This window comes from bacterium (assembly GCA_040753555.1).
GTDB lineage: Bacteria > UBA9089 > UBA9088 > UBA9088 > UBA9088 > JBFLYE01.
In genome coordinates, this window is the sequence record JBFMDZ010000141.1 from 1 (window position 1) to 5,586 (window position 5,586).

At 37.3% G+C, this 5,586-nt stretch carries 6 protein-coding genes; all 6 read left to right on the top strand.

Annotated features, from left to right (window positions below):
• Positions 1–2,999, top strand: a 2,999-nt coding sequence (locus tag AB1630_09895; GenBank protein ID MEW6104101.1) for a hypothetical protein, incomplete at its 5' end; no start/stop codon positions are given.
• A gap of 52 nt (positions 3,000–3,051) precedes the next feature.
• Entirely contained in the window at positions 3,052–3,483 is a 432-nt protein-coding gene (locus tag AB1630_09900; GenBank protein ID MEW6104102.1) for a GxxExxY protein, read from the top strand.
• Positions 3,484–3,498: 15 nt separating this feature from the next.
• The gene (locus AB1630_09905) at positions 3,499–4,344 is read left to right on the top strand and encodes a HepT-like ribonuclease domain-containing protein (GenBank protein MEW6104103.1); all 846 of its coding nucleotides are present in this window, start codon (positions 3,499–3,501) and stop codon (positions 4,342–4,344) included.
• 12 nt (positions 4,345–4,356) lie between these two features.
• The gene (locus AB1630_09910; protein ID MEW6104104.1) at positions 4,357–4,704 is read left to right on the top strand and encodes a DUF5674 family protein; all 348 of its coding nucleotides are present in this window, start codon (positions 4,357–4,359) and stop codon (positions 4,702–4,704) included.
• A gap of 61 nt (positions 4,705–4,765) precedes the next feature.
• The gene (locus AB1630_09915) at positions 4,766–5,035 is read left to right on the top strand and encodes a hypothetical protein (GenBank protein ID MEW6104105.1); all 270 of its coding nucleotides are present in this window, start codon (positions 4,766–4,768) and stop codon (positions 5,033–5,035) included.
• Positions 5,036–5,057: 22 nt separating this feature from the next.
• On the top strand, positions 5,058–5,586 hold a 529-nt coding region (locus tag AB1630_09920; protein ID MEW6104106.1), incomplete at its 3' end, for a hypothetical protein.

Here is a 5,586-nt window from a genome sequence, read left to right on the forward strand (position 1 = left end):
TTCCACCTTACCAGGAAACCTTGCAAATTGAGCCAAACTCAACCCAAACATTTACCTTTACCTTCCAAGGAACACAATCATTCTATATTGAAGGCTATCTCCAAGACATTGGGATAAGGGAGTATGTCATTGTAGAAGAGTCAAGATTAGATATTTCCCTTCTTTCTGAAAGCCTGGTTGGAAAAGGGACAAATACATTGAGGATAAGGCTAAAGAATCCAACTCTGCGTCCTCTGCACCTTTTTTGTAGACTTACTGGAGATTATGAATATCTACTTAATCCAGGCAATGAGGCAATAATTCAAGAGGCATTTTCAATTACAAATGATGCAACATTTACATTAACAATAACAGGAGATTATGTGGCTATAATAACATTTTACATTGTATTTGGAGAAAAGGTTAATGTAGAGCTAAAACCAGATGCTGTCTATAAAGAGGGATGGGTTGAGATTCCATTTACAATTGAGAATAATGGTTCCCTCTCATCAACCTTTGAGCTTGAATTTTCTTTATTAAAGGATGGAAAGCTCTCTACAGCAACGGGATACATAACGATAAAAACTAAAAACTTAAAACGCAAAACGCAAAACGCAAATAAGGAAAATAAGATAGAGGTATATATTAAGCCTAATGAAAAGATAGAGGGGATACTCCACTATGAGGGGATTACAATTGGCGAATACAAGATTGGCTCAAGCTTCTTTAGGGAAAAGGTGCAAATACCACTCAATGTAGCCAAAGAAAATACTGCAAGGATTGGGGATATTTTCCTTGATGAGCAGGAGAAGACATTATGTGTAGAGGTTGAAAATACAGGTGTAAATGGATTTTTAGGCCAATTATCTATTGTTTCAAGCTTTATCTCAACATCAACCGAGATTAGCATTGAGAAGCTGGCTACCTCTACGATAAAGATTCCCATCCTTCCTTTTGAGGGAACCCACATTATCAATGCCTCTATTCTTTATCTGGGAAATAAAGTAGATGAAAAAGAGGAGGAATTCTCATTTAGCCCAAGGTTTGAGATAGAAAAAGCAACCTATACACAATTAAATATTGGAGGATTTGGCACAATTACATTTGTTATAAACAATCGGGGATGGACTTCGGGAAAGAAAGATATTTTCTTTTCCTTCCTTGAATTTTCAGAAAAAAGGGGGGTATTTCTGGAAAGGGGCTCTTCTTGTACCTTAGAATTTGCCTTTTTCATAGACGATGACCTTGCTGCAGGAACATATACTGGGTATTTAAGGATTGATGAATTGCATTCCTTTCCTCTATATCTTAAAGGATGGGAAATTGGGGTAGAAACTAGCCTTGATAGAAAATGGTATAATGAGGGAGATATTGCAACCCTCACCATAACCATAAATAATAAAAATGGGCTTACCGGAAGCCTTAGCACAATATTCAGGTTAGCTGGAGAGGAAAAAATTGATGAATTTGAATTGGCAAGCAAAGGAAGCCATAGCTCTATCTTTTCATTTCATCCTTTATTTGATAAGAAGATATTCTTTGGGATATATACCAAGACAGGAAGGGGTCTTTGGCTTGATTCTGTTTATCTAAGAAAACAAGAAGATGTCGCAATAAGGCTTTTAAAGGATGTATTTGCTCCCGGAGAGCTTGTTTTAATGGAAATTGAGGGGGAAGGAAGCCTCACGCTTTTCACACCAGGAAGCCCACCTTACTTCCATTTTAATCACCTTCTTAAAGGAACGGCTTCCTTTTTCCTTCCCCCAAATATGAAATCGGGAACATACTATATAACCTGGGAGAGCAATACAAAATCGGGGAAGCTTCCCTTTGATGTAAAAGGATATGAGGTGGTTATGCTTGGAATAGAGATGGATAAAGGAAGCTATATTCAGGATGAGGGATTTGTGGCAAATGTTCGTCTTTTGCCCTCATATCCGGGAAGCTACTCTATATCCTATTGGCTTAAGGATACAATGAATGGATTTTCCCTACTTGGGAAGGATATAGTTTTCCTTGAGATGCGGGAGATCGCTTATCCGATTAAGGGATTCTTCTCTTCAGGATATTCGGGAAGGCATAGCCTGGTGGTGGGTGTATTCAAGGATGATGAGCTATTGGGTATCTCAGAGGAGGATTTCTTCCTAAGCTTTCCTGATCTTACTGGGTTTAGGATTTTTATACCCGATGAATGGGTTGAGGATATTCCGGTAGATGTAAGAATTAGGGGGATAAGGAAAGAAGACCCGGTAAGCTTCTTTGGAATGGTATCCCTTTCGGGTGAAGGGTTTAGTGTTTTGTCTTTAAGGAATATTGGGAATTATATTACAGATTCTCTCTCTTTTACCCAAGGCACGCATACCTTAAGCGCCTCTGATGGATACTTTAAGGGAACAAAGACAATCATTGTATATCCAAAAATAGAAAATTTCTTGTTCGGTTCTTTATCCTTATCTTTAAAGAATGCTGAGGGTTATGTAAAGGTAAAAATTGGCGATTTTGCCAATTATCCCAAAGAAAATTATCTTGGGGCAATCTATGAGCTTTCTCCTATTCCCCTTGACCTTAAGGCAAGCTTTACCTTGACATTTTCCTTTGATGCTACCGGGTTTGTTCCTGAAAGCATCAAGGCATATTACTGGGAGAATCAGGGTTGGAATTTGGCAGAAAATCAAAAAACAGAGGATGGAAAGATAATTGTTGAAACACCCCATCTTTCAACCTGGACATTGCTTGGAAATCCAGCTTCTTTTGTTGAAAAAAAGGCATTTTGCTATCCAAACCCCTGGGTTTTGCATAAGCATAGAAAGAATGGAATATGTTTTGAAAACCTTTTAAAGGAATCATTCTTGGATATTTATAATATCTCTGGAGAAAGAATCTTTCGCGAGATTGTTCCTGAGGATGGTAAGGTTGTTATTTATCCAAACAAGCTGGGCTTATCATCAGGGGTTTATCTCTGGGTTGGTGAGGATTGGGAGGGAAAGAAGAAAATAGGGAAAATTGGAATAATTAAATGATTACAAATTGTAACTATTCAGGTCTTTTGACAGGATTTACAAGATGGACAGGATGTTAAAATATAAGGAATTGACGAAGAAAATTATTGGCTGTGCTTATCGTGTCTATAATACCATGGGATTTGGGTTCTTAGAATCAGTTTATGAGAAATGTTTACTAATTGAATTGAAAAGAGTCGGGTTGAAGGCGGAATCGCAAAAGCCTATTAAAGTATTCTATGATGGAGAGATTGTCGGAGAGTTTGAGGCAGATATTATCGTAGAAGATGTGGTAATTTTGGAATTAAAATCTGTTCGACGGATTGCCATTGCACATGAATTACAATTGGTGAACTATTTGACTGCCACTCATAAGGATGTTGGTTTGGTTATTAATTTTGGAGAAAAGAAGGTTGAAGTAAAGCGAAAAGTGAGGGAACTGCCACAACAGGATAAACCCAATCCCGTTAATCCTGTTCATCCTGTCAAAAATAGAACTGAATAGATACGGTTAATGATAATGAACAATAAAATGATTTCGCGATTAAAGGGGTATTTTGAGAAGAAAGAGAATGTAGTTCTTGCCTTTCTTTTTGGCTCTCAAGCAAAAGGATTATCAAGGAGGGTTTCTGATTGGGATATTGGGGTTTATTTTAAGCCATATACATATATGGAGCTAGAAACAGAAAGAGATTATCCCGATGAAAAAGGGATGTGGGGCGATTTGGTTGATATTTTAAAGACAGATGATGTTGACCTTTTGGTTTTAAATCGGGCTCGTCCATCTTTGGTATTTTCTGTTTTAAATTCAGGGGTTCCCTTGAAGATTGATGATAAAAAGCTTTACTTAAGGCTTCTTTGCAAAACAAGCTATGAGGCGATTGATTATTGGAATTTTGTCTCTGATTTCTTTAGAATAAGAGAGGCATCAGCTTCTTTAACCCAAGAAAACAAGGCAATTCTTATTGAAACATTAATTTTTTTAGAGAATGAATTTGGGGATATTGAGAAATTTAAGGGATTTACCTGGGAAGAATATAGCAATGATCGTTCAAAAAGGAGGGATGTAGAACGCTGGATTGAGAATATAGTAATGGCCTCTTTAGATATTGCAAAGATTATATTGGCCTCTGAAAAGAAAAGGCTTCCTAATGCGTATAAAGAGACATTAGAGCAATTTGGGCTTTTTTATTTTGAGGAAGAATTTGCCAAAAGGCTTTCTAGTTTTGCCGCTTTAAGGAATATCGTGGTTCATGAATATCTGGATATTAACTGGATGCGAATTAAGGATTTCATTAAAAATGGAGAGGAATTGTATCCTAGGTTTATTGAAAAGGTAAAGGAGTTCATAGTGGATAGTTCATAGAGGTAATGAGGGATGGAGATTATAAGAGAAAGGATTACCAAGGGTAGGTTAAGAGAGAAATATTTAAATTATTTCAAGACATTGATAAAGGCGGTGGTGGATTTGGAAAATTGTGTTATGTGTATTGATGGAGAGTTGCATGCAGACCTGGAAGGATACCTTTTGGAGAATGGGTCAAGGCAAGAGGATATATGGGGGATAAATCTGTATCCTTTCAAGGAGAAAGAAGATTTTATAGAATATACCGCCTTGATCAATATTCGTCCCCATCAGAACAATTATTCTATGGAGATAAAGGATAGAGGGATAAGGGAAAGGATAAGAAAGATTACCGAGGAGCTAATAGACTATGAATCTTAAGTATCATAAGGATTTAACCTCAAAAAAGTGGTCTGGTTTCCCCTTTTATAAGCAGGTTCTTATGATTGTAAGTGAAATACAGAGGGCGAATAATTGGATAGAGAAAGGGGATTTTAGCGAGGTAAAACTTTGCTATGAAAGGGCTTTTGAGCTTTTATACATTACTATTGAATGCTTGAAGGATAAAAGGAAATTAAAGGAGCTTTTAAGGGCTAAAGAGGTAATGGCAAGCCTTTACATCCAAGAAAGACCTGGGTTAAAGCAAAATTTAGGCTTGCTTAAGGCGTTTTTATTGTTGGATAAAGAAATCAGCAAGGGTTATGGGTTTTAAATCCTAATGAGGTGATGAAGGAATGAAAAGGTTTGTTTTGTTTTTAGTATTTGGGTTTTGGTTGGTGAGAAATGGAGGGGCTACAGAAACGGTAAGTGGCGATGTTTCTGGCACATGGACAGAGGGGAATAGCCCTTATCTCGTGGAGGGGGATATAAATGTGCCTTTGGACAAGGAGCTTTATGTAGAGAGAGGGGTTGAGGTAAGGTTTAACAATGGAAGGCTATTTACTATCTCTGGAACACTAAACACATATGGCTCTCTCAATTCCCCGGTTGTATTTACTGGCTATTCCCAACAAAAGGGCTATTGGAGAGGCATTGAGGTTTATGGCTATGCTAATCTTAATTACACAAACATCCTCTATGGTGGATACCCCCATTATGCCAAGGCTTCAAACCTCTATGTTGAAGGCATATTAACCTTAAACAATTGCCTTATTGGTTCAAGCTCTAATTATGGGATATGGATAAACCAAGGGTCTATAACTATAACAAACTCTACCTTTACAGCAAATACCTGGCCAATCTACCAATCATTAAATACATCAC